This is a genomic window from Bradyrhizobium sp. LA6.1 (assembly GCF_040547805.1).
Lineage (GTDB): Bacteria > Pseudomonadota > Alphaproteobacteria > Rhizobiales > Xanthobacteraceae > Bradyrhizobium > Bradyrhizobium barranii.
On the sequence record NZ_JBEPQK010000023.1, the window covers coordinates 35476 to 54267 of the forward strand.

Below are 18792 nucleotides of genomic sequence, written 5' to 3' on the forward strand. Positions count from 1 at the left end.
GCGGCAATCTGCCCGTATTTTGCGGCCTTAACGCGCTTCACTTAGCGGTGTATCGATGGCCCGGCGGCGCCCTTTGTGGAATTCTGCGCCGCCCTCGAATCAAATCCTCCCGCCTGCTTGCCGACGAGACCGATGGACATGGACCTCAAAGACTTCATGGAGTTCGTGCAGACCACCGCGCGCAGCGTCGGGGCGGAAATCTCCTCGCCCTGGTTCTACCTGCAATTCGGCCTGATCCTGGCCGCGGCCGGCATCGCCTATGCCGCGGAAGCCGGGGTCCGCAACCGCATCGACATGACAACGCTGGCGATACACTGGCCGCTGCCGCTCCGGCACTTCGCCCGGGTGATGGTCTCGAGCGCCTCGACGGCGGTGTTCACCCTGATGGTGATCCTCTCCCGCGTGGTGATGTATCACGCGACCTGGCCGAGCCGCAGCTATCTCCTGATGGTCGCCGCCAAGCTGGGACTGGCCTGGCTTGCGATCCGGCTCGTGACCTCGGTGCTGCGCAACGCCTTCATCGTCAAGCTGGTGTCGATCTCGGCGTGGTTCGTCGCGGCGCTGTCCATCATCGGACAGCTCGACACGACGGTCGACCTGCTTGATTCCTTTGCGATCGTGCTCGGCGGCCTGCGGCTGACGCCGCTGCTGGTGATCAAGGCCGGCGCGCTCCTGCTCATCGCGCTCTGGGCCACCAACATCGCCAGCAATTTCGCCGAGAGCCGGATCAACTCGACCACCGATCTGACCCCGTCGGTGCAGGTGCTGCTGGTCAAGATCATCCGGATCGGGCTGCTGGCCATCGCAATCGTCATCGCGCTCGGCGCGGTCGGTATCGATCTCTCGGCGCTCGCGGTGTTCTCCGGCGCGGTCGGCGTCGGCATCGGTATCGGCCTACAGAAGATCGTCGCCAACTTCATCTCGGGCATCATCCTGCTCGCGGACAAGTCGGTGAAGCCGGGCGACCTCGTCACCATCGGCGACAATACCGGGCGCATCAGCGCGATGAAGACGCGCTATATTTCCGTCGCCGCCGGCGATGGCCGCGAATTCCTGGTGCCGAACGAGGACCTGGTGACGCAGAAGGTCGTCAACTGGACCTATACCGACAAGAACACGCTGGTGAAGATCGCCTTCGGCACCAATTACGACGCCGACCCGCGGCTGGTTTGCAAGCTCGCCGCGGAGACCGCGGCCGCCCATCCCCGCGCGCAGAAGGGCAAGCCGCCGAACAGCATCCTGACCGAGTTCGCGGAAGCCGGGATGAAGTTCTCGCTGACCTTCTGGATCGCGGACCCCGACGGCATGGATGGCGTCAAGAGCGACGTGATGCTGGCGCTGTGGGAGGCCTTCAAGCGCGAGGGCATCCGGGTTCCCTATCCCGTCCGCGAGATTCGCGTCCGGGGCGGCGCCCTGCCGGTGGAAACCACCGTAGAAGTCCCGAATTAGGCCCTGTTTCGGGCGCAAGAGCCACGCGTGACTTGCATGAGGGCCCGTGATCATTAGATTATGGCCCTGAAATCAAGCCCTTCCGCCGACATCGAGACCAGCCCCGCATGAGCTACGTCGAAGCCTCCGATACCTCCCTGCGCAAGACCGGACAGATCAAGCTGCACGGGCCGAGCGCCTTTGCCGGCATGCACAAGGCGGGCGCGCTGGTGGCGAAGTGCCTCGACGAACTCACCGATATCGTCGGGCCCGGCGTGCCGACCGAGCGCATCGACCAGTTCGTCCGCGACTTCGCGTTCAGCCACGGCGCCTATCCGGCGACGCTGATGTATCGCGGCTACCGCTACTCGACCTGCACCTCGCTCAACCACGTGGTCTGCCACGGCATGCCCGGTGACCGTCCGTTGAAGGAAGGCGACATCGTCAACATCGACGTCACCTTCATCGTCGACGGCTGGTACGGCGATTCCAGTCGGATGTATGCGGTCGGCCCGATCGCCCGCAAGGCCGAGCGGCTGATCGAGGTGACCTATGAGGCGATGATGCGCGGCATCGCCGCCGTAAAACCCGGCGCCACCACCGGCGACATCGGCCACGCCATCCAGAGCTTCGTCGAGCCACAGGGCATGAGCGTGGTGCGCGATTTCTGCGGCCATGGCCTGGGGCGCATGTTCCACGACGAGCCGAACATCATCCATATCGGCCGGCCCGGGGAAGGCGTTCAGCTCAAGCCCGGCATGTTCTTCACCATCGAGCCGATGATCAATCTCGGCAAGCCGCACGTGAAGATTCTCTCCGACGGCTGGACCGCGGTGACCCGCGACCGCTCGCTGTCGGCGCAGTTCGAGCACTCCGTCGGGGTGACCGCGACGGGCGTCGAGATCTTCACGCTGTCGAAGCGGCACGGCGAGAAGCAGATCGGGTGATGGCCCGGCAGGACCGCGATGCGATCCTGCCATCCTGTTCGCCGACGACGATCCGTCGTCAGAGGCGGGCCTCTTAGAGCACGTAGCCACCATCGATGGTGAGGCTGGCGCCGGTCATATAGCCGGATTCCGGGCCCGCCAAGTATGACACGAGCGCGGCGATCTCGCCGGGCTCACCGACGCGCTTCAACGGAACGATCTCTTTCAGCCGCGACACCATCGTGGCCGTCATGTCGGTCTCGGTCGGGCCCGGCTGGACGTTGTTGACCGTGATCCGGCGAGGCGCCAGGTCGAGCGCAACGCCGCGAACCAAGGAGGCAACGGCGGCCTTGGTCATGGCATAGACGCTGCCTCCCGGCGTCCCTGTCCGGATCGCCGTGTTGCTCCCGATCGTGATGATGCGGCCGCCGTCGCGCATCTGCCCGGCTGTTGCCTGGATTGCCAGAAAAACGCCGCGGATGTTCACATCGAGAATGAGGTCGAGGTCTTCGAGGCTGAACTGCTCGACGGGACCGAGGCGGAGAATACCCGCGTTGACGACGACGGCATCGAGCACCCCAAGCCGGTCCACGGTCTCGGCGACGGCCGCGCGGATCGCCGCGGGATCGGCGCTATCGGCCTTGATCGCGACGGCCTTGCGGCCATCGTTTTCGATCGCGGCCACGATTTCGGCGGCGCTGTCCGGGCGCGACACGTAGGTCAGCGCGATATCGAACCCGTCCTGTGCGAGACGGACCGCGATCGCGGCGCCAATGCCGCGCGCTCCACCAAACACCAATGCGACTTTGCTGCTCATTTGCTCTCTCCTTATTTTGAACGATCGCTCCAGATTTGACCAAAAAAATTACACGAGGGCGCGCAGGGCGATGGCGCCGAGCGCCCGTAATTGGCGCGGCCGGGCGCCACCGCGCGCGGCGATGCGAATACCGGCAACATTCGCCAGCAGAAATTCGGCTGCGTCGTCGGCGTCGAGATCCCGCGCCACGTCGCCGTCGGCCTGCGCTTCGCGCAAGCGTTTCGAAACGGCGCCCTGGAGCGCGCGGCCTGACGCCGCATGGATGCTGGTGAGGTCATCCCGCGAGCGGCCGAATTCGCTGATCGAGCCGATGCCCAGGCAAGCCTCGTTCGCGTCGCGAACGACGCGGTCGATCATCGCCCTGAGGCCGTCAATGGCGCGCGGCGAGCCCCGCAGCGCCGCAAGATGGGCTTCGACCTCGCTGGCCGCGTAGCGGCGCACCGCTGCGCAATAGAGTTGCCATTTGTCGCCAAACGTATCGTAGATGCTCTGGCGGCCGATCCCCATGGCGTCGACAAGCATCGGCGTCGAGGTTCCCTCGAAGCCGTGCTCGCGAAACGCACCGATCGCGGCATCGAGCGCCTCGTCCTGATCGAATTCCTTGGTCCTTGCCATGACACCACAATAGTTATTCTGGAACGAATAGTCAATTATAAAATGCGGCGGCATTGCCCGCGGCACGGCGAGAAGCAGAGCGGGTGATGCCTGGCTCGGCGGCCTAGTGGCGACGCCGGAATGACGACGGCGGCCGCTTGTAGGTCGCGACAAATGCATCGTTGAATCTGCGAACGCTGCCGAAACCGGCGGCGAAGGCGATCTCCGCCAATGTCATGCAGGTCTGGTCGATCAGACGCTTGGCTTCCTGCACACGGCGGGTCGCGGCGATCTCGCTCGGGCTCGCACCGGCGTGGCGCATGAACAGGCGGAGCAGATGGCGCGGCCCGACGCCCAGGGCTTCCGCAAGGTCCATCATCGACGCGCGATCCAGGAATCCGTCATTGATCAGGCGCATCCCGCGCGCGACGGTGGTGGCCGTTCCCATCCAGGCCGGCGATCCCGGCGCAGTCTCGGGCCGGCAGCGCAGGCACGGGCGAAAGCCGGCGCGCTCGGCGGCAGCGGCGGTCGCATAAAAGGTGACGTTCTCGGAGCGAGCGGGGCGAACCGGACAGACCGGCCGGCAATAGATGCGCGTCGAGCGAACGCCGGAGAAAAACAGCCCGTCGAACGCGCGTGCCCGCGCCAGCCGCGCCCGATCGCAGATATCCCAGTCGAGATGCGGCGGCAGCGTCTGCCGATGTGCCGAGCCTGTTGCCATGGCGGAAGAATAGTTTCATCGCAGCCCGCCGAGTAGCTGCAATCGGACTCGATCGGGCGATGAGGTCCGAATCCAGCCAGCCTGCGCCACCACGCCGGATCATGGTCCCGGTCCATCCCGGAGCAGATTCGCAATGCACACGCAGGCGCAACAAACGACGTCAGGACAAACCACCCTCACATTCGAGATCGGGCTCCTGCTCCTCCTCTCACTGATCTGGGGCAGCTCGTTCACGCTGATCAAGGTCGCAATCCCGACAATCCCGCCATTCACGATGGTGGCCGCGCGCGTGACGATCGCGGCCATTCTCCTGATCGCGATCGCGCGCGCTCAGGGGCACGCTCTTCCCGGTCGAGGACCGATCTGGGGGGCGTTCTTCGTGCAGGGGCTGCTGCAAAGCGCGCTGCCGTTTACCCTGATCAGCTGGGGCGAGATGCATATCGCAAGCGGTCTCGCCGGCGTGCTCAATGCGACCCCGCCGATGTTCGTGCTCGCGATCGCGATGATGACCGGACGAGGGCGGCGGGCGATCAGCAGCTGGAAGATCATCGGCGTCGCGCTCGGTCTTGCGGGCGTCGCGGTGACGATCGGCATCGATGCGCTGTCCGCCTTGGGCACGACGGCCCCGCTGGCGCAGGCCGCCGTGCTCGGCGCAAGCCTCTGCTACGCGCTCGCACCGATATGGGGGCAGCGGTTCTCCGGCTTTCCCGCCACCGTCACGGCGGCCGGCGCCATGAGCTGTGCCGCGATCCTCATGGTCCCTGCCGCACTCGTCCTCGAGCGACCCTGGACGCTGGCACCGACTTCGCACGCGGTCGCGGCCGTCGTCAGCCTCGCGGTGATCTGCACGGCGCTCGCGATGGTGATCTATTTCCGCCTGATCCGCACGCTCGGCCCACTCGGCACGACCAGCGGCAGCTATCTGCGCGCCGGCTTCGCGGTGGCGCTCGGCACGGCATGGCTTGGCGAACGCTTCACCTGGTCGGCCCTTGCAGGCATGACGCTCATTCTCGCCGGGGTCATCGCCATCACGATGCCCCTGCCGGCGCGGCAGCGTGGTCTCGAACAGTGAGAGCGTCAGCGGGGCGGTCTCTTGGACCGCCCCCGAACCGCCGTTACCGATCAGGCGTGATTGACCTCGACGACCTCGCACAGGATCGTCTCGGCCTTCGACAGCGCCGCAAGGCTCTGGACGTACGGCGCAAATCGCGGATCCCGGCGAAAATTCTCGATGTCCCCCGCGCTTGCCCATTGCGAGTAGTTGATCGCGCGCCGGCCCTCCTTGCTGGCGTGGACGCTGGACGAGATGAACCCGGGCTGCTTGCTGAAGAAGGTCTCGGTGCCCTCCTTCAGCAACTGAACCAGCTTTTGCTGGTTGTCCGGCTCGACCGTGAAGACGTTGACGAGGGTCGTGACGTCGCTACCGGTGCGAATGGTCGCTTCCATTTTCGAACTCCTGGTCTGGCTGTGGGACGGCGCCGATTGCGCGGCGAGCAAGACGCCGGCTCCGAGGCCGGTGGTAACGAAGGCACGACGCGACGGCTCAGGTCTGGTCCGGGACATTGATATTCTCCTGTTGCGGAAGATCGGCTGGCCACTCGACCGGCCAACAGCGCTGAGACGAACGAGGCAGGAGAACGAAGACAGCTGGTGTGAATTTTTTTCCGGCGGCTCAGTCGCCCCGACCGTAGACGGTGCCGGGAATCCGGGCCGGCAACATCCTGACCGGCTCCCGGCGTTGCCGATGCGCGCGAACTCTGCTACCCGGAGCGCGCCGAAAAAGGCATGGCCGGATTGGTAAGCTCGGCCTGTTCCTGACTTGCCAGGAATTCTGCCACCGTCTCCACGGTAGGACCCACGGCCGGGCAGAGTGACGCGATCGTCACGCTGCTCGGCGGGTCATGTCGTCGTGTCAACTCGGCCGCCGCTCAGTGTGGAATCTCGTTCCGTCCGTTCCTTCACCTGAACGGAGAGCACCTATGCGACTGCAACATCTCAACCTCGTGACCTCGGACGTCACCGCGCTTGCCGCCTTCTTCGAGCGCTTCTTCGGCTTTGCACCCTATGCCTCGCGCGGCGAGGCCCTCGTCGTCCTGCGCAACAAGGAGGATTTCATCCTGACCGTGATGCGCGGCAAGACAGGCGAGCCGGCCGACTATCCCGCCAATTTCCATATCGGCTTCTATTACGACGAGGCCGCCGAGGTGGAAGCCAAGCACGCCGAGTTGTCGGCCGCGAGCCTGAACCCGAGCAGGATCGCCTTCATGGACCGTGGCGGCGGCGACCGCGTCCCGCACTTCTATGTCACCGCGCCGGGCAATGTCCTGGTCGAGGTCTGCACCCCGCCGGGAGGGTTTTCGCCGTAGGCAGACGACGAGGGCCCCGACGGTCGCGCCAATGAGCGAGCCGCCGGGGCCGGACACTTCCCGGTTGCAAAACGCGCGCCGTACGGCATGGTTAGGCCTGATGCCCGCCAAGACCGACCACGACAAGGCCAAGCCCGAGGACGCGCCGCACTATCACGGCCATCGCGAGCGGCTGCGCGAGCGCTTCTACAGCGCGGGCGCGGATGCGCTCAGCGACTACGAGCTGTTGGAGATGGCGCTGTTTCCGGCGCTGCCGCGGCGCGACACCAAGCCGCTGGCGAAAACGCTGATCAAGATTTTCGGCTCGTTCGCCGAAGTCGTCCACGCGCCAGCGGCGCGGCTGCGCGAGGTCGACGGCATCGGCGAAGCCGCGATCCACCAGCTCAAGCTGATTGCGGCGGCAACGCACCGCGTCGCCAAGGGCGAGGTCAACAGCCGCAACGCGCTGTCGTCCTGGAACGAGGTGATCGATTATTGCCGCTCCAGCATGGCCTTTGCCGACAAGGAGCAATTCCGCCTGCTCTTCCTCGACAAGCGCAACCAGCTGATCGCCGACGAGGTGCAGCAAACCGGCACCGTCGACCACACCCCGGTCTATCCGCGCGAGGTGATCAAGCGCGCGCTGGAGCTGTCGGCGACCGCGCTGATCCTGGTGCACAACCACCCCTCAGGCGATCCCTCGCCCTCGCAGGCCGACATCCAGATGACCAAGGCCATCATCGACATCGCAAAACCGCTCGGTATCGCCGTGCACGACCACATCATCGTCGGCAAACAAGGTCACGCCAGTCTGAAGGGACTGAACCTGATCTAAACGACGTCGCCTCTTGGGGGCTAAAGCGGACCTTACTGCGAACCTCGCAAAACGACGCGATTGCCCCAGAGCAGTCATCAATCCCGCTGGCAACTCGAGGTTGTCCAGAGAGCACGGCGTGGATCCGTTGGATCAGCATTGTTGTCCCATGCGTGACTCGTAAGCGACAGCGGTCGGGATAATGGATTGCTGCCGCGATCGCCACAGATGCGGCGTCTTCGCACAACAATTCTGGTGCTCGTTGCCTTTCGCGATCGCGTGTGATCGGGCGCAACAAAATGGAACTGCGCAAGCCTTTGCGATTACTTGCCGGTCAGGCGCCGCGTCGGCACCCTCTGCGAGCACGGGTGCTTTCCGTTGTTCTGCCTTGCGTGATTATCATCGGCGCACCGCAAGCGGCCCGCGCTCAATGTACAACTGATCCTGTCAACGGCGGCATCCTTCAGAACGGCGGAACCTGCGTAGCCAATAATCCGGTGAGCACCGGTTTCAACATCGCGGTCAGCGCGTTGAACGGCGCAAACGTGACGACCAATGGCACGGTGACGGCCAATGGTGGTGGAACAGGAATCCAGGCCACCACCAACGCCACGGTCACCGCAAACGCAAATGTAACCGCCGCCAGCACTGGCCTGATTGCGAACACCGGCGGCACGATCATCATTAATGCGATCACCCTGGCGAATTCTGGCGGCGGCGGCGCGGCCATGATCGCCACCACCGGCACGATCATCGCGAATAGCACGACCGTGAATTGGAACGGCGGCGCCGCGGTCGGGGTGGGCGGGGTAGTGCAGGCCACGGCGGGAGGTCTGATTCAATTCACACCTGGCTCGTCGATCAATCTCAGCGGTGGCTTCGGCAAGTTGATGACCGCCGACGGTGCGACAAGCCAAATCATCGCCAATGGTCTTTCCGTGAACATGGGTGCTTCGGGCGGCATGACCGCGGCTACGGCGCAGAACGGGGGGAGTATCCAGCTTGCGAGCGGCAGCAGCATCACGTTCGCCGGAGGCGGCGGGAATACCGGCTTATCGGCAACAGGGACCAACAGTTCGATCACGGCGACCGATCTGAGCTTGTCGGTAGGTAATGGCGGTGGTGATGTCGGTGTGAACGCCGCGTCCGGGGGCCAGGTGACGTTGACGCGCGGCTCCGTTACCGTTCCGGGCATTGGCGGCGGGGAGATAGGACTTCGGGCGACGGGGGCGAACAGCCTGGTTACCGCAAACGATGTGGTCGTCAGCGTGACGGGAGGCGGTGGAAACGCTGGAGTGAATGCGACGACTGGCGGCACCGTTACGACGAGTGGTGGCTCGGTGTCCGTCGTCAACGGCGCGGGCGGGCTGCTGCAGAACGGCGGCAACGCAACCATGACCGGAACCGACGCGACCGCGTCAGGAAATGGCGGCTTCGGCTTTCTGTTCAACGGTAGCGGAAACACGTTGCAGTACAGCAACGCCACCATCGTGGCCAGCGCCGCCTCCTTCTCGGTGCAGGGCGCCGCGGCCAACATCAGTCTTAGTAATGCCGTCGCAGTAACAAATAACAACACCCTGCTCGAAACGGTGTCTGGAGCCAGCACGACGTTCAACGCACAGGCATCGACCTTGCGAGGGGTGATCACGACGGCGGCCGGCGGCATCAGCACAGTCACCCTTGCGCAGAATACCGTCTGGACGATGACGGGCAATTCGAACGCAACCAACCTGACCAACAACGGCAGTGAGATCATCTTCACCCCGCCGACCGCGGACCCCACACAACTGTCGAGCTACAAGACGCTGATTGCGAATAACTATGGGGGCGCAGGCGGCTCGATCACGCTCAATACTTTTCTCGGCAACGACACTTCGCCATCCGACAGGTTGGTCATTAACGGCGGCGCAGCGACGGGCTCGACAGCGCTCAGAGTATTGAACACGACCGGTCCCGGCGATCAGACCGTTGCGAACGGCATCCTTTTGGTGCAGACCGTCAACAACGCCACCACGGCGCCCGGCGCTTTCTCGCTCGCCGGCGAGGTGCGCGGCGGCGCTTATGATTACTTCCTGTTTCGCGGCGGCATTAACGGCAATGCGCCCCAGGATTGGTTCCTGCGCTCGACTTTCGATTCGGGGCCGACACCCCCGGACCCGCCGATTGTCCCGCCGCCGATCCTGCCGCCCGATCCGCCTCCGGACGGGCTGCCGCCCGGCTCCTACCCAATCATCGGGCCTGGACTTGCAACCTACGGATCCGTTCAACCTATGGCCCGGCAAATCGGCCTCGCCACGCTTGGTACGCTCAACCAGCGAGTCGGCGACACAATGACATTGTTGAATGCGGGTACCGACCCTGATGGCTGGGGCCGGTCAGACTGGGCGCGCGTTTTCGGTCAGCAGATCAACGGCCACTACCAGGCCTTCGCCGACCCGCGCACCGATGGCTGGCTGGCGGGCTTCCAAGGCGGAATCGATCTCTGGCGCGGCAGCACCATCCCCGGTCACCGCGACTCTGCTGGACTTTACTTCGCCTATACCCAGGCGCGGGCCGACGTGACCGGGCTGGTCACAAACCCGGCGGCCACTGGCTACATGCTTACCCACACCGGGACCAACGACATCCAAGCTTACTCGGCCGGCGGCTACTGGACACACTACGGTCCGACCGGCTGGTACCTCGACGCGATCCTGCAGGGGACGCTCTATCGCGGCAACGCGACGACGCAATTCACGCAATTGCCGCTCACGGGCGCCGGCTTCGTTGCTTCGCTGGAGACGGGCTATCCAATCCCGATGCCGCTTGGCCCAGGCTTCGTGCTCGAGCCGCAGGCCCAGATCATCTGGCAACGGGTCTCGTTCGACGAAGCCAATGACGGTCTGGGCCCGGTCGGGCTGGGCACGACGTCGGGTCCGATCGGACGGCTCGGCCTGCGCGGGCAGTGGAATACCACGAGCAGCAACGGGATGCTCTGGCAGCCTTATGCAGGCGTCAATTACTGGCGCAGCTGGGGCGCGGGAGCGGACACCACTTTTGGCATCGATCAAGTGCTGCTGCTGCAGAAGATGCAGACGGTCGAAACTTTCGTCGGCTTCACCGGCAAGTTCGACAAGAGCTACAGCGTCTATGCTCAATTCGGTTATCAATTCGACGTCGGCAGCACGGTCAACGCGGGCTCGCAAGGCGCCAAAGGCACCGCGGGCATACGCTACAGCTGGTGAATAGGGTTCCATCAAGCTGCTTGCGATCTCTACGCGCAGCGAGGCCCGCATTCCGCGGCCTGCCGTATAAACTATGTGCATGTCCGGATGCGGCCCTGTTTGAGACATGCCGACCGACCTTGAGAATGTCCGCGAACCGAGGAAGACCGGAAGTGGCCAGCGCACAAGGCAGGCCGCTTCCATGCGGCCGTCTTCGCTTGGTCACGAATGACCCGGAATGGCAGCCTACAACGCGCCGATCGCCTCGGCTAAAGCATGATCCGGAAAAGTGCGCAGCGGTTTTCCCTCGCGACAAACGCGGAGCGCGTTTGCGCGGAGATCATGCTCAAACAACAACCTAAAGCGCGATGACGATTCATCCCAATCTCATCGCGCTTTAGGCAAGATGACTGGCCAGCCGGAAGGTCTCTCAGCGAGCTCGGCAGGGCGGGCCGATGATCACTTCCTTACGGCAGCGACCCTCTAAGGTCCGCGACACCAAAATCTACCGTGGCTCCGCCACCGTTCTCAGAAGTCGTCTGGGTGCGGGCCTCGCTGTGCGCTGACACAGCGATGATCCGGTCGCCTTTCTTCTCCGCCAGTCCGACATTTCGAGCGAGGATCGCGCCAAGCAAAAGCATCGTGACCATCAGCCCGCTCACGGACGCTGTCAGATAAACATTGGACCAATTGCGCATCACTACACCACCCATGCGCATCGCCCCGGCCCGATGCAACATGCGTCGTTGAGTCGTTAGGCGATTTGGTGGCGCGGCAGTGGCGTTCTGGAGTTCACCTCACTTGTTACGCGGTGGCGGCCACTCGTTGCAGGTTCGTGGCGAGCGGATTGCTTTAAGCAGCCTTTCCTGTGGACCGCCGCACTTCCATCACAGGAGGCAGCATGGACTCAGGCATACTCCGAAATTGCGCGGCTTGCTCTCCCGGCCGCGCGGATCTGGCCTGGAGCCCCGGCTGGTACGGTCGGGGCTCTCTTTGGAGCGGCTCTCTGAGACCGTTCAGCTTGGCCTCGGACGGCGGTCTTCGTGCTGCCAGTCGCCTAAGCCACTAACCCGATCACTAGCTCCGTCAGAACTGCTGACGTTGCTATCCGCTTCCGGGATTTCAGCGCTGTTCGTCTGGATCAGACATAGCTGTTTCTGCATCTCGACGAGGCGCGCGCGGCCATATTGCCACCGGATAAAGCCGCAGCCGCGCCGTGCTAATTGTTGCGCGCAGCTCAAATGACGACAATTCCGGGCTGCATCGTGCGCGTCGGACTGAAGCATCACTTGCGCTGATCTGTTTACGGCGACTTCCGCTTCTGGCCCGTCTCGGACCTCACGACGCCGAAGCAGAATGTCCGCCACTGAGGTGAGAGCTGAAGTCCGCTGATGGTCCCTGGTGAGTGAAATGGCTTATAAAGGCGCCTCCACGTGTTAACGTGATCATCACGAACGATCACTGCTTACAGTCCCCTGTCTACGTCCCCTGCTACTACCCCACCTAAAAATCTATTGTGTGTTCAACGCATTACTTGAAGCGATAGATTCATCCACAACCACCCCTCGGACGATCCCTCGCCCTCGCAGGCGGACATCCAGATGACGAAAGCCATCATCGACATCGCAAAGCCGCTCGGCATCGCCGTGCACGACCACATCATCGTCGGCAAGAGCAGGCATGCCAGGCTGCGCGGGATGCGGTTGATCTAGAGCCTCAAATCAGATGACAAGGACACAATGAGCGACTGGCTGCACAATCTGCCGGTGCCTGCAATGGCGCTAGTGATCTTTGGATTCACGTACCTGCTCGCCGCGGCCATCTTCGCAGGCATCGCGAGGGCTGCGACGGAGGAGCGCGCGAAGTCGCTGAAGGCGATCTCGCCGGGCATGCTGCCGGTGCTCGGCATCATCTTCGGCCTGTTCGTCGCCTTCATCGCCGCGCAGGTCTGGGGCGACAGCGACCGCGCCAGCGCCGCGGTGAGCCGCGAGGCCAGTGCGCTGCGCAGCGCCGTGCTGCTGGCCGCCGGCCTGCCGGCGGAGCAGGAGACGAAGCTCCGCGGCCTGGTGCGCGACTATGTCGGCCAGGCCGTCGCGGTGGAATGGCCGATGATGGCGCATCAGGAAGTGTCGCTGAAGGTCACGCCGCCGGCCCTTGCCGAAGCCCTGCAGTTCGTCGTCGCGATGACGCCGCAAGGCCCGGGGCAGGCGAATGTGCAGCGCGAGCTCATCGCCGCGCTGGAGCAGGCGCTGGACGCGCGGCGGCAGCGGATCATCGTCAGCCTCGCCGCGGTGAACCCGGTCAAATGGTGGTGCCTGTATCTCCAGGCGGCCTGCGCGCTGCTGGTGATCGGCCTCGTTCATTGCGACAACCGGCTGGGATCGGCGATCGCGATGGGCCTGTTCGCCACCGGCGTCGCCACCTCCGTCCTGCTCATCGCCGCGCACGACCGGCCGTTCGCCGGCCAGATCTCGATCCAACCGGAGCCGCTGCTCCAGATCATGCCGGCAGACCCCGGCAAGAGCTGAGCAGAGCGGCCGCCCGAGAGGGCATCTCACCGGACGAGTTGCCATCCCTTCGGCGTCCAGCGCAGCAGCGTGCCGGACAGCGGCTTCGGGGCGCGCGCCATCATGTTCCTGGCCAGCGTCCGCAGCGCGTCGATCGCGGCACCACTGTCTTCGCTTGCATAGAGCACGAGATCGGCCGACGGCGCCGCGACGATCAGAACACCGCCCTGGGCCTGCGCGAGCGGCGCCCAGCTGTCGACCAGCGCGAGCCGGCTGGTCTGATAGTAGTCCCCCGTCAGCGTGCCGAACTGTCCTGACGGGACCGCTTTTGCGACCGTCGTGAGCGGCTTCACGCTGCTGCGCAGATTGGCGATGGCGATGTCGAAGACCTGGTCCTGCGTCAAGCCGAGCGCGGCACGATCCTTGTCGTTGAACACCTTGACCGCCCGCGGCGAGTCCAGCACCGGGACGATCACCAGCCCCTCTGCCAGGGGCCGCGTCAGCGCCGGGCCGCGCGCGTCAACCTCCCGAAGCGCCTGCCGCATATAGTCGGCCGAGCGCACGACCACGCGAAGGGCTGCTCGGGTCGGCGGATCATTTCGGCTGCTCGCCGTTGCCTTGACGCCGCTGACATAGGCGCCGATCTCCCTGGCGCAGCCGCCGGTATTGGCTTTGCAGAAGGCGTAGATGCGGTCGAGGTTGGTTTGCAGAGGGCCGACCGACAGCGTCAGCGGTCCCTTGATCACGACCGGGGTGTCACGAATCTCGGCGCGGATGCGCTCGGCCACGAAAGCCGTAAACGCGGGTTCGTCGGCTGGAATCTGTTGCGCCCGGGCTGCCCCGGCTCCGACGAGATCGCCGGCCACGATCGCGGCGATCAGCCACCGGCATATGCGAGATCGGATGCTCATGCGAACCACCGGCTCGGGAGAGCGGCTCGCCGGCCGATACTCACCCCTCCGCGTCCAATCTACTGCCGGGCGCCGTCAATCCTGTGGGCGCCGGCGGTTGATCGATCAATAGCAATAGCGTTGGCTGACTCGGACGTAATAGCCGTCGGGACGCTGCACATAACAGCCGCGCTGATAGGCGTAGTAACCGGAGCGGCGGCGCTCGCCCTCGGAGGCGATCGCAGCGCCCGTGCCGGCACCGACGACGGCGCCGATTGCGGCGCCGCGGCCTCCGCCGAGCGCACCACCGAGGATCGCCCCGCCGACACCGCCGATGATCGCACCGCCGATGGCATCCTGGGCTGCAGCCTCATGCGCCGGCATCGCCATCGCGACCGTCAGACATGCCGCGATTCCAAAACTTCCAATGCGAAGACCTCGAAGCATGCTCGCCCTCCCTGTGATGAGCCAGTCATAGCGCCGGAAGTGGATTCGGACCAGACAAATAGCCGGCGGCGCGGCTCACGACGCCTACGCGATGGCGTCGGAGGCACAGCGCGAAGACGGCTCGAACCATGCCGCGAGCGATGCACAGGCCGGCCGATCGGACGTCAGGGATCGATCCAGCGCTGCACGGCCTCGGCGGTGTCGGCCGGCGTGGAGTTGAAGCAGATCGCGGCGTCAGGCGCCAGTTGATGGACGAGGTTGAGCACCTTCTCGAACAGCAGCAGGCGCTCTTTCGGCTCGCGCAGCCCCGCGCCGATCACGATGCAGTCGAAGCGCTCGTCGCGCAGTGCGGCCGTGACGCCGGCTTCGGCGGTCGCGTCGAGATCGATCAGGCAGCTCGTGACCTCGTAGCCGAGATCACGCAGGCGCAGCAATTGCGCTTCGATATGATGGCGCACGAGCTCCGGCGTGAGCTGCGGAAATGCGCTGTAGTCCGCACTGCCGGGTTCGATGCCGATCGCGAGGACGCGCTTGGCCATGCAGGGCTCCCTACCGCATCATCTAAAATGCTAACGGACGAACGACCTTGCCGGTTCCCCCACTGGCGGGTCGCGCTGCCGGCGAAGGCGCGGGTCCGGCCCTGCGGCACATTTTCCCGCCCAAGCTGTAAGCCATTTCACATGCGCCGGGCCGGCAACCTGCCACATTTGCCGGAAGATCACGTTGGAGTCACACCCGATCACGGCGCCCTGGTCCATATCTGACTTGCACGAAATTTCGTTAATTCATCAATTTTCGGGAGCGGAAGATGGTCTCATTCGAGAGTTTGAAGAGCGAGTACGAGCGGAATTGGGCCGATCTCGAGATCCGGCCTTCCCGCCTCGGCGACGCGAATGGCGTCGCGCGCAAGGCGATCAACGGCAAGGCGACCTATCAGCAGATCGAGCGGTTGACCGGAGTCCCCTGGTATTTTGCCGCGCTCTGCCACTACCGCGAATCCAACTTCGATTTCGACACCTATCTCGGCAACGGCGAAACGCTTCACCGCGTGACGACCATCGTTCCAAAGGGGCGCGGCCCCTTTACCACGTTCGTGGACGGCGCCGTGGACGCGTTCAGAATCGAGAACTTCATCGGCGCCCACGACTGGGGCATCGCGCGGATGCTGTTCCGGCTCGAGGCGTTCAACGGCTTCGGCTATCACTCGAAGGGCTGCAATTCGCCCTACCTCTATGGCGGTTCGACACTGTACGGCCCGCCCGAGGCGAGGGCCGGCAAATTCGTCCGCGACCACGTGTTCGACTCGAACCACGTCGATTCCCAGCTCGGCACGGCGGTGATCCTGCATGCGATGATGTCGCTCGATTCCTCGATCACCCTCGACGGCAGCCCGCAATTCGCCGGCCGCACCGAGCCCGAGGACGATGCTGCGTCGACAATTGTTCTGATGCAGCAGGCGCTCAACAAGCTCGGCGCCAATCCGCCGCTCGCCGAGGACGGCATCAGCGGACCGAAGACCGGGGCCGCGGTCTCGCAGTTTCAGCAGCAGAACGGCCTGAGGGATACCGGGCTTCTCGACGGGGCCACGGTCGCGGCGCTTACGCGCGCAACGCAGGCGGGAGGCTCCGTGCCGAGTGGCGATATTTCCAAGGTCCTGAAGCGGCTGGAAGACCTCGCACAGTTGCTGCGACCGTCAGCCGGCGGCGTAACACCGGGAACGACGACACCGGGCAACACGCTGCCCGCCACCAACGATCCGATCAGCCTGTTCGAACGGCTCTTCTCCCTCATCAACAGGACGGCACCCGTGCCAGGACCGGTCAGTCCGACCAACCCGGCCCCCGTCGATCAGTTGAAGCAGGTCGTCGACCTGCTCAGCACCTTGCTCAACAAGGACGGCAAGCCCATGCTCGGCCAGGTCAACGGCGCGCTCGGCGAAACCATCGGCAAGCTGCTCGACGGCAAGAAGACGGCACTTGGCATCGGCGGCTCGGTGCTCACTGCGCTGCTCTCTTCGGTGACCGCGAGCCCGAATGCAGGCGGTATTGCCGGACTGCTCGGAACGATCGTATCGGCGGTGCCGGGCCTCGGCCAGTTCGCGATGCCGATCTCGCTGGCGCTCACGGCCTGGGGCGTGCTCGGCAAGTTCGAGAAGTGGGCGCAAGGCACCGCGCCGCCGCCGAAGCCGACGACGTAAAGCCGTTTGCGTCTTCAGCCGTCGGCATCGGCAATAGCTGCCGCACGCCGCTCCATCAACACGCGCTCGCGCGCATTGTTCGCAAGACGCGCTGCGGTCTCGAACGATCGTCGCGCCTCGGCGAAGCGGCCGAGCTTCTCCAGGAGGTCGCCGCGGACAGAATGGAGATGGTGGTAAGCCCCGAGCGCCGGTTCGTCCGCGATCATGTCCACGAGATCGAGACCGGCCTGCGGCCCTTCGGCCATGCCAAGCGCGACCGCCCGGTTGAGCTCGATCACCGGCGAGCGCACCAGCGCCGCAAGCTGGCCGTAGAGCTCCGCGATGCGGCGCCAGTCGGTGGCAACGGCCGTCTCCGCCGTCGCGTGGCACGCGACGATCGTGGCCTGCAGCGTATAGAACCGGCCGGCACCACCGAGCTCGCGCGCGCGATCGAGCGCGCGAAGGCCGCCGCCAATCTGGCGCCGGTCCCACAGCCTGCGGTCCTGGTCCATGAGCAGGATGGGCTCGCCATCGATGCCCGTGCGCGCCTGCTTCCGCGCGGCATTCAGCTCCATCAGTGCCATGAGACCGTGGACCTCGGGCTCGAGAGGCGCGAGCCCGACCAGCACCCGCCCCATGCGCAGAGCCTCGTCGCAGAGCTGCGGCCGCAGCCACTCCTCGCCGCCTGAGGCCGAATAGCCCTCGTTGAATATGAGATAGACGACCTCGAGCACCGAGGCGAGACGCTCCGAAAGCGCCTCGCCGCTCGGGATCTCGTAGCTCAGGCCCGACCGCGACAGCGTGCGCTTGGCGCGGACGATGCGCTGGGCGATGGTTGCCTCCGTGACCAGGAAGGCGCGCGCGATCTCGTCGGTGGTCAGGCCGCAGATCATACGCAATGCCAGCGCCGCGCGCGCCTGCCGCGGCAGCAGCGGGTGACAGGCCGTGAAGATCAGCCGCAACCATTCGTCACCGATATCGTCGTCGAGGGCGGCGTCGAAATCCGGCATCGCGTCCTGCTCCTGCATCAGCTCGTGCGTCAGCAGGTCCTGCTTGCGGGTGAGCATCTTTGCCCGGCGCAGATGATCGAGCCCGCGGCGCTTGGCCGTCGCAACCAGCCAGGCGCCGGGATTGTCCGGCACCCCGCTGTGCGGCCAGGCTTCCAGCGCTGCGACCAGTGCGTCCTGGGTCAATTCCTCCGCCAGCGGCACGTCCCGCAGCATACGCGACAGCGTGGCGATCAGCCGTGGCTGCGCGACGCGCCAGGTTGCGTGAATCGCGGCGCGGATCTCGCGATCGATGTCGGCGGTCGTCATCGCCGCCGACCAGAGCCCTTTCCGTTCCGATGGAATCGGAACGGGGCTCTAGATTCTTGTTTTGACGCGTTTTCTTTGCGCGAACCGGTATCCATTTCGCTCGAAAACGCTCCAGGACGAGCGGTGGTGTCCATCAGGCGTGGGCAGCCACCCTGGACTGCGCGTCGACCTGGCAGGCGATCTCCACGCCCGGCGTGGCGAATGCCCGTAATTCGCAGGTCCCCTCCCAGCCCGGCATGTGATCGAGGTGCAGCTGCATGAATTCCTTCGCCATGGCCACGGCTTCCGCCTTGTCGCGCAGCTCGAAAATGGCATAGCCGCCGATCACTTCCTTGGCCTCGACGAAGGGGCCATCGATGACGCTGAGCTCGCCGTCGACGATTCGCACCCGTGCGCCGGTCGCAAGCGGCATCAGGCCGCCATTGTCGATCATTCGACCGGCCTTGATCTCCCGCTCGGATATGTTCTGCATGGCCTCCATCAGCGCCGGGCTCGGGGCAGCCATCGGCTGGCTGGAGGTGACGATGTACATGAAGCGCATGAAAAACTCCCTTGGCGAGCAGCAGCCGCTCCGGCTGCAAACCGGCTCGCTATGGATGTGACGATTG

At 64.8% G+C, this 18792-nt stretch carries 18 protein-coding genes and 1 pseudogene; 9 read left to right on the top strand and 10 right to left on the bottom strand.

Features of this window, described 5'->3' with window-relative positions:
• Positions 1 to 132 precede the first annotated feature (132 nt).
• Positions 133 to 1449, top strand: a complete 1317-nt coding sequence (locus tag ABIB99_RS38090; RefSeq protein WP_354180828.1) for a mechanosensitive ion channel family protein — start codon at positions 133 to 135, stop codon at positions 1447 to 1449.
• A 107-nt stretch (positions 1450 to 1556) separates the two neighbouring features.
• A complete protein-coding gene (gene map, locus ABIB99_RS38095; protein WP_014498584.1) occupies positions 1557 to 2375 on the top strand; it encodes a type I methionyl aminopeptidase in 819 nt (272 codons plus the stop codon).
• Positions 2376 to 2448: 73 nt separating this feature from the next.
• Here map and ABIB99_RS38100 read toward each other — a convergent pair whose 3' ends face one another.
• The 3 genes from ABIB99_RS38100 to ABIB99_RS38110 all read right to left on the bottom strand — a co-directional run bounded on the left by ABIB99_RS38100 (position 2449) and on the right by ABIB99_RS38110 (position 4486).
• Positions 2449 to 3171 carry a 3-oxoacyl-ACP reductase family protein gene (locus ABIB99_RS38100; protein WP_354180830.1) on the bottom strand — a complete coding sequence of 241 codons (723 nt, stop codon included), beginning with the start codon at positions 3169 to 3171 and terminating at the stop codon, positions 2449 to 2451.
• A 48-nt stretch (positions 3172 to 3219) separates the two neighbouring features.
• A complete protein-coding gene (locus ABIB99_RS38105) occupies positions 3220 to 3786 on the bottom strand; it encodes a TetR/AcrR family transcriptional regulator (RefSeq protein ID WP_354180832.1) in 567 nt (188 codons plus the stop codon).
• A gap of 103 nt (positions 3787 to 3889) precedes the next feature.
• Complete coding sequence (locus ABIB99_RS38110; protein ID WP_354180834.1) at positions 3890 to 4486, bottom strand: bifunctional transcriptional activator/DNA repair enzyme AdaA; 597 nt, start codon at positions 4484 to 4486, stop codon at positions 3890 to 3892.
• 133 nt (positions 4487 to 4619) lie between these two features.
• On the opposite strand from ABIB99_RS38110, the gene ABIB99_RS38115 reads away from it, so the two are divergent.
• Complete coding sequence (locus tag ABIB99_RS38115; protein WP_354180836.1) at positions 4620 to 5558, top strand: DMT family transporter; 939 nt, start codon at positions 4620 to 4622, stop codon at positions 5556 to 5558.
• Positions 5559 to 5608: 50 nt separating this feature from the next.
• Here ABIB99_RS38115 and ABIB99_RS38120 read toward each other — a convergent pair whose 3' ends face one another.
• Positions 5609 to 6049: an antibiotic biosynthesis monooxygenase family protein gene (locus ABIB99_RS38120; protein WP_354180838.1), complete on the bottom strand. Its 441-nt coding sequence runs from the start codon at positions 6047 to 6049 to the stop codon at positions 5609 to 5611.
• A gap of 416 nt (positions 6050 to 6465) precedes the next feature.
• On the opposite strand from ABIB99_RS38120, the gene ABIB99_RS38125 reads away from it, so the two are divergent.
• The 3 genes from ABIB99_RS38125 (at position 6466) to ABIB99_RS38135 (ending at position 10869) form a co-directional block, all read left to right on the top strand.
• Positions 6466 to 6852 (top strand): VOC family protein, encoded by a 387-nt coding sequence (locus tag ABIB99_RS38125; protein ID WP_354180840.1) that lies wholly within the window; start codon positions 6466 to 6468, stop codon positions 6850 to 6852.
• A gap of 100 nt (positions 6853 to 6952) precedes the next feature.
• The gene (radC, locus tag ABIB99_RS38130) at positions 6953 to 7666 is read left to right on the top strand and encodes a RadC family protein (protein ID WP_354180842.1); all 714 of its coding nucleotides are present in this window, start codon (positions 6953 to 6955) and stop codon (positions 7664 to 7666) included.
• 278 nt (positions 7667 to 7944) lie between these two features.
• Positions 7945 to 10869: an autotransporter family protein gene (locus ABIB99_RS38135; RefSeq protein WP_354180844.1), complete on the top strand. Its 2925-nt coding sequence runs from the start codon at positions 7945 to 7947 to the stop codon at positions 10867 to 10869.
• A gap of 446 nt (positions 10870 to 11315) precedes the next feature.
• On the opposite strand, the gene ABIB99_RS38140 is transcribed toward ABIB99_RS38135, so the two are convergent.
• Positions 11316 to 11561, bottom strand: coding sequence for a hypothetical protein (locus ABIB99_RS38140; protein ID WP_354180846.1), 246 nt, complete (start codon positions 11559 to 11561; stop codon positions 11316 to 11318).
• Positions 11562 to 12398: 837 nt separating this feature from the next.
• Here ABIB99_RS38140 and ABIB99_RS38145 point away from each other — a divergent pair.
• Positions 12399 to 12560 (top strand): annotated as a pseudogene (locus ABIB99_RS38145) (JAB domain-containing protein); the annotation flags it as partial.
• Between the two features lie 27 nt (positions 12561 to 12587).
• Entirely contained in the window at positions 12588 to 13376 is a 789-nt protein-coding gene (locus ABIB99_RS38150) for a bestrophin-like domain (RefSeq protein ID WP_063980707.1), read from the top strand.
• Positions 13377 to 13402: 26 nt separating this feature from the next.
• On the opposite strand, the gene ABIB99_RS38155 is transcribed toward ABIB99_RS38150, so the two are convergent.
• The 3 genes from ABIB99_RS38155 to ABIB99_RS38165 all read right to left on the bottom strand — a co-directional run bounded on the left by ABIB99_RS38155 (position 13403) and on the right by ABIB99_RS38165 (position 15231).
• Complete coding sequence (locus ABIB99_RS38155; RefSeq protein ID WP_354180848.1) at positions 13403 to 14266, bottom strand: DUF1444 domain-containing protein; 864 nt, start codon at positions 14264 to 14266, stop codon at positions 13403 to 13405.
• A 105-nt stretch (positions 14267 to 14371) separates the two neighbouring features.
• Complete coding sequence (locus ABIB99_RS38160; protein ID WP_063980706.1) at positions 14372 to 14692, bottom strand: YMGG-like glycine zipper-containing protein; 321 nt, start codon at positions 14690 to 14692, stop codon at positions 14372 to 14374.
• A gap of 164 nt (positions 14693 to 14856) precedes the next feature.
• Complete coding sequence (locus tag ABIB99_RS38165) at positions 14857 to 15231, bottom strand: hypothetical protein (RefSeq protein WP_354180850.1); 375 nt, start codon at positions 15229 to 15231, stop codon at positions 14857 to 14859.
• Positions 15232 to 15500: 269 nt separating this feature from the next.
• Between ABIB99_RS38165 and ABIB99_RS38170 the strand changes: the two genes are divergently transcribed.
• A complete protein-coding gene (locus ABIB99_RS38170) occupies positions 15501 to 16889 on the top strand; it encodes a peptidoglycan-binding protein (RefSeq protein WP_354180852.1) in 1389 nt (462 codons plus the stop codon).
• A 14-nt stretch (positions 16890 to 16903) separates the two neighbouring features.
• On the opposite strand, the gene ABIB99_RS38175 is transcribed toward ABIB99_RS38170, so the two are convergent.
• Both ABIB99_RS38175 and ABIB99_RS38180 read right to left on the bottom strand, forming a co-directional pair.
• Positions 16904 to 18184, bottom strand: coding sequence for an RNA polymerase sigma factor (locus ABIB99_RS38175; RefSeq protein ID WP_354180854.1), 1281 nt, complete (start codon positions 18182 to 18184; stop codon positions 16904 to 16906).
• Positions 18185 to 18317: 133 nt separating this feature from the next.
• Positions 18318 to 18725 (bottom strand): YciI family protein, encoded by a 408-nt coding sequence (locus ABIB99_RS38180; protein ID WP_063980702.1) that lies wholly within the window; start codon positions 18723 to 18725, stop codon positions 18318 to 18320.
• Positions 18726 to 18792 lie beyond the last annotated feature (67 nt).

What these genes read in the sequence shown, in the direction of transcription:
- ABIB99_RS38115 (WP_354180836.1), top strand. Translation starts at nt 4,620, where the DNA reads ATGCACACGCAGGCGCAACAAACGACGTCAGGACAAACCACCCTCACA.
- ABIB99_RS38150 (WP_063980707.1), top strand. Translation starts at nt 12,588, where the DNA reads ATGAGCGACTGGCTGCACAATCTGCCGGTGCCTGCAATGGCGCTAGTG.
- ABIB99_RS38170 (WP_354180852.1), top strand. Translation starts at nt 15,501, where the DNA reads ATGGTCTCATTCGAGAGTTTGAAGAGCGAGTACGAGCGGAATTGGGCC.
- ABIB99_RS38110 (WP_354180834.1), bottom strand. Translation starts at nt 4,486, where the DNA reads ATGGCAACAGGCTCGGCACATCGGCAGACGCTGCCGCCGCATCTCGAC.
- ABIB99_RS38140 (WP_354180846.1), bottom strand. Translation starts at nt 11,561, where the DNA reads ATGGGTGGTGTAGTGATGCGCAATTGGTCCAATGTTTATCTGACAGCG.
- ABIB99_RS38175 (WP_354180854.1), bottom strand. Translation starts at nt 18,184, where the DNA reads ATGACGACCGCCGACATCGATCGCGAGATCCGCGCCGCGATTCACGCA.
- ABIB99_RS38100 (WP_354180830.1), bottom strand. Translation starts at nt 3,171, where the DNA reads ATGAGCAGCAAAGTCGCATTGGTGTTTGGTGGAGCGCGCGGCATTGGC.
- ABIB99_RS38160 (WP_063980706.1), bottom strand. Translation starts at nt 14,692, where the DNA reads ATGCTTCGAGGTCTTCGCATTGGAAGTTTTGGAATCGCGGCATGTCTG.
- ABIB99_RS38135 (WP_354180844.1), top strand. Translation starts at nt 7,945, where the DNA reads ATGGAACTGCGCAAGCCTTTGCGATTACTTGCCGGTCAGGCGCCGCGT.
- ABIB99_RS38165 (WP_354180850.1), bottom strand. Translation starts at nt 15,231, where the DNA reads ATGGCCAAGCGCGTCCTCGCGATCGGCATCGAACCCGGCAGTGCGGAC.
- map (WP_014498584.1), top strand. Translation starts at nt 1,557, where the DNA reads ATGAGCTACGTCGAAGCCTCCGATACCTCCCTGCGCAAGACCGGACAG.
- radC (WP_354180842.1), top strand. Translation starts at nt 6,953, where the DNA reads ATGCCCGCCAAGACCGACCACGACAAGGCCAAGCCCGAGGACGCGCCG.
- ABIB99_RS38120 (WP_354180838.1), bottom strand. Translation starts at nt 6,049, where the DNA reads ATGTCCCGGACCAGACCTGAGCCGTCGCGTCGTGCCTTCGTTACCACC.
- ABIB99_RS38155 (WP_354180848.1), bottom strand. Translation starts at nt 14,266, where the DNA reads ATGAGCATCCGATCTCGCATATGCCGGTGGCTGATCGCCGCGATCGTG.
- ABIB99_RS38125 (WP_354180840.1), top strand. Translation starts at nt 6,466, where the DNA reads ATGCGACTGCAACATCTCAACCTCGTGACCTCGGACGTCACCGCGCTT.
- ABIB99_RS38105 (WP_354180832.1), bottom strand. Translation starts at nt 3,786, where the DNA reads ATGGCAAGGACCAAGGAATTCGATCAGGACGAGGCGCTCGATGCCGCG.
- ABIB99_RS38090 (WP_354180828.1), top strand. Translation starts at nt 133, where the DNA reads ATGGACATGGACCTCAAAGACTTCATGGAGTTCGTGCAGACCACCGCG.
- ABIB99_RS38180 (WP_063980702.1), bottom strand. Translation starts at nt 18,725, where the DNA reads ATGCGCTTCATGTACATCGTCACCTCCAGCCAGCCGATGGCTGCCCCG.